This is a genomic window from Kineococcus indalonis, from assembly GCF_009906395.1.
Taxonomy (GTDB): domain Bacteria; phylum Actinomycetota; class Actinomycetes; order Actinomycetales; family Kineococcaceae; genus Kineococcus; species Kineococcus indalonis.
The window spans coordinates 1-3305 of record NZ_JAAALM010000457.1; the positions used below are offsets into that span (position 1 = coordinate 1).

Genomic DNA, 3305 nt, shown 5'->3' on the forward strand with positions numbered 1-3305 from the left:
CCGCCCGGCCCCTCCCCGCGCCCGCGCGTGCGCGTCGCGCACCTCGACGGCCCCGTCTTCGCCGCGCTGGCCGCCGGCGACCTGAGCGCCGCCAACGCCCTCAGCCCCGTGCCGCTGACCGCGCACTTCGCCGGCCCGGACTGGCGCGGGGTGTGGCGGATGCGCCACGAGCAGGTGCTGCGCGACCCCGCCAGCGCCGCGTGGGTCACCGGCGTCGTCTGGGACGAGGACCTGCGGCTGGCCGTGGGCAGGGCCGGCTACCACGGGCCCCCGGACGAGCGCGGCACGGTGGAGGTCGGCTACGCCGTCGACCCCGAGCACCGCCGCCGCGGCTACGCCCGCGCCGCCCTGGAGTCGCTGCTGCGCCGCGCCGCGCGCGAGCCGGCGGTCCGCACGGTGCGCGTCAGCATCTCCCCGGCCAACACCGCCTCCCGGGACCTCGCCGTCCAGCACGGCTTCGTGCCGGTCGGCGAGCAGTGGGACGAGGAGGACGGCCTGGAGATCGTCTACGAGGTCGCCTCCGGGGAGGGGGGCACGCCGTGAGAGCCGTCCCGCACGGCGTGGCGGGAGACCGGCCGGCCCCGGCCGCGCCCTGGTCGGGGACGGCCGTGGTCGCCGAGCACGGCCGCGTCGTGCACGAGGAGTCCAGCGGCTCCGCCGACGGGCCGGGCAGCACGCCCTGCGGGCCCCACCTGCGGTTCCAGGCCTCCTCCGTCAGCAAGCAGATCCTCTCCGTCGTCGCCCTGGCGCTGCAGCAGCGCGACCGGCTGCGGCTGGACCGGCCGATCACCCGGTGGCTGCCGCACCTGCCGCCGACCTTCGACGACGTCACCCTGCACCACCTGCTCAGCCACACCTCGGGCACCGGCCACTGGGCCGACCTGCCCGGGCCGGCACCGGGCGGACGGCCCCCGCACCCGGTGGACCCGCCCGCGCCCGACGCGCTGCGCGCCCTGGTCGCCGGGGCGGGGCTGCTCACCCCCGCGGGGACGGCGTGGCGCTACAGCGGCCCCGGCTCCTTCCTGGCCGCCGACGTCCTGGAGGCCGCCGGCGGCCGGCGCTACCGCGACCTCGCGGCCGAGTTCGTCCTCGGACCCGCGGGGATGACCTCCACCACCTCCGGCCGCTTCCCCGCGGGGTGGACCGACGCCGCCGCCGGCCACCGCGCCGGTCGGCGCGTGCACGTGGACGCCGGGTGGACGCGGATCACCGGCAGCGGGGACCTGTGGACCACGGCCGGGGACCTGCTGCGCTACAGCCGCGCCCTGCGCACCGGGCGGCTGCTCGACCCGGCCGCCGCGGCGTCGCTGTGGACGCCCCACGTCCGGCTGCCCGCACCGCCGGCGCCCGGTCCGGGACCCACCACGGCCACCGCCTACGGCTACGGCACCTTCCTCGGGCACGTCCTCGGGCGTCCGGCGTGGTTCGTCCCCGGCGACAACCCCGGCTACCGCTCGCTGCTGGCGCACCCGCTCGGCAGCGACACCGACGTGGTCGTCCTGTCCAACGACGAGGTCCCCGGCATCGACGCCGCGCTCGGGCGGGCCCTGCGGCCCTGACCCGCAGGGCCCGACGGCGCCCGCCGGTCACCGCGCAGGCCGCTCCTCCGCCGGGGGCCCCTCCGCCGGGGGTTCCTCCGCGCCCGCGAGGAAGTCCTCCACCGCGAGCAGGTGGTGGCCCATCCGCAGCCGGGCGCGGTCCGGGTCGTGCGCGCGCAGCGCCTCCAGCACCGCGCGGTGCTCCTCCAGCGTGCGGGCGGTGGCGCCCTCGTCGGTGAGGGCGCGCCACACCCGCGCCCGGACCGTGCGGCCGGCGAACGCCTGCACGAGCGCGGCCAGCACGGGGTTGCCCGAGGCCTGCGCGACGACCTGGTGGAAGCGGATGTCGGCGTCGACGAACTCCCGCGGCTCCACCCCGCCCGGCGCGGCCATGGCGTCCAGCGCCTCCTGCGCGGCCGCCAGGGCCTCGTCGTCGATGCAGCGGGCCGCCAGCGCGGCGGCCTCGGTCTCCAGCAGGCGGCGCACGGAGTGCAGGGCGCGCGCGCCGCCGGCGTGGTGCAGGTCCACGAGGAAGGACATGGGCGCGAGCAGCAGCGAGGGGTCCAGCGCGGTGACGTACGTGCCGGCCCCCTGCCGGGTCTCCAGGACCCCCAGGTGCGACAGCGCCCGCACCCCCTCGCGCAGCGGGCCGCGCGAGACGCCGAGGGCGCGCGCCAGGTCCGCCTCCACCGGCAGGCGCTGCCCGGGCCCGAGGGTCCCCTCGAAGATCATCTTCTTGATGCCCTCGACGACCACGTCGGTCTGCGACGGGGCGCCCCGGCCGTCGGGCTGCTCGCTCGGCACGTCCACCTCCGGGTCCGCCTCCGGGTCCACCTCCGGGTCCACCTCCGGGTGACCCGCCACCCTAGTCGTCTGACGACTGCGGGGCGGGTGCGTCCGGGCGGGTGCGTGCGGGCCGCCCTCAGGCGCCGGCCCGCTCGCGCAGCCAGGCCGCGACCAGGGCGGTGACCTCCTCGCGGTTCGTCTCGTTGAACACCTCGTGCCGCGCGCCCGGGAACAGCTCCAGCCCCACGTCGCGCAGGCCCGCGGTGCGGTAGCGCTCCGCCAGGCGCACCAGCAGCTCGCCGCCCGTGCCGCCGACGGGGTCGTCGGCGCCGCTGACGACGAGCACGGGCAGGTCGGGGCCGATCGCGGCCGGGCGGGCGGGGTCGGCGGTGGCGGCGGCGGTGGCCAGGGCGCCGGCGAGGATCGCCTCGTCGGTCTCGAAGCCGCACAGCGGGTCGGCCACGTAGGCGTCGACCTCGGCGGCGTCGCGGCTGAGCCGCTCGAACCCGGTGCGGTGCTCGAAGGGGGCGTTGAAGGCCGCCAGGCCCGGCTGGTCGGCCGGCAGCGAGCGCACCACGTCGACGAGCCCGTCCAGCGCGGTGCACCCGCTCAACACGACGCCCGCGTACAGGTCCGGGTGCTCCAGCAGGATGTTCTGCGCCGCCATCGACCCCAGCGAGTGCGCGAGCAGGAACACCGGCAGGCCGGGGAACTCCTCGCCCAGCAGCTCGCCGTGCCGGGCGACGTCCGCGGTGAGACCCGCGAAACCCGCCTCGCCGAACCCGCCCAGCGGCACGCCACCGCCGGTGGAGGAGCCGTGCCCGCGGTGGTCGTTCGCGGAGACGACGAACCCCGCGGCGTTCAGGGCCGCGGCCAGGCGGGCGTAGCGGCGCCCGTGCTCGGCCAGGCCGTGCGCGACCTGCACCACCCCCACCGGTTCGCCGGGCACGTCGGCCCAGCGGTACGTGGTGATGACCAGAC

The 3305-nt window shown here is 78.3% G+C and carries 4 protein-coding genes; 2 read left to right on the forward strand and 2 right to left on the reverse strand.

Annotated elements, in window-relative coordinates; all coding sequences use genetic code 11:
* Positions 1-27 precede the first annotated feature (27 nt).
* Positions 28-543, forward strand: a complete 516-nt coding sequence (locus GTR00_RS17380) for a GNAT family N-acetyltransferase (RefSeq protein WP_166612839.1) — start codon at positions 28-30, stop codon at positions 541-543.
* Positions 540-1559 carry a serine hydrolase domain-containing protein gene (locus GTR00_RS17385; protein ID WP_166612840.1) on the forward strand — a complete coding sequence of 340 codons (1020 nt, stop codon included), beginning with the start codon at positions 540-542 and terminating at the stop codon, positions 1557-1559. Before GTR00_RS17380 ends, GTR00_RS17385 begins: the two co-directional genes overlap by 4 nt.
* A 27-nt stretch (positions 1560-1586) precedes the next feature.
* On the opposite strand, the gene GTR00_RS26005 is transcribed toward GTR00_RS17385, so the two are convergent.
* Together GTR00_RS26005 and GTR00_RS17395 are read right to left on the reverse strand one after the other, a co-directional pair.
* Positions 1587-2402: a FadR/GntR family transcriptional regulator gene (locus tag GTR00_RS26005; RefSeq protein WP_323132570.1), complete on the reverse strand. Its 816-nt coding sequence runs from the start codon at positions 2400-2402 to the stop codon at positions 1587-1589.
* 58 nt (positions 2403-2460) lie between these two features.
* The gene (locus GTR00_RS17395; protein WP_166612841.1) at positions 2461-3303 is read right to left on the reverse strand and encodes an alpha/beta fold hydrolase; all 843 of its coding nucleotides are present in this window, start codon (positions 3301-3303) and stop codon (positions 2461-2463) included.
* Between the last annotated feature and the right edge of the window lie 2 nt (positions 3304-3305).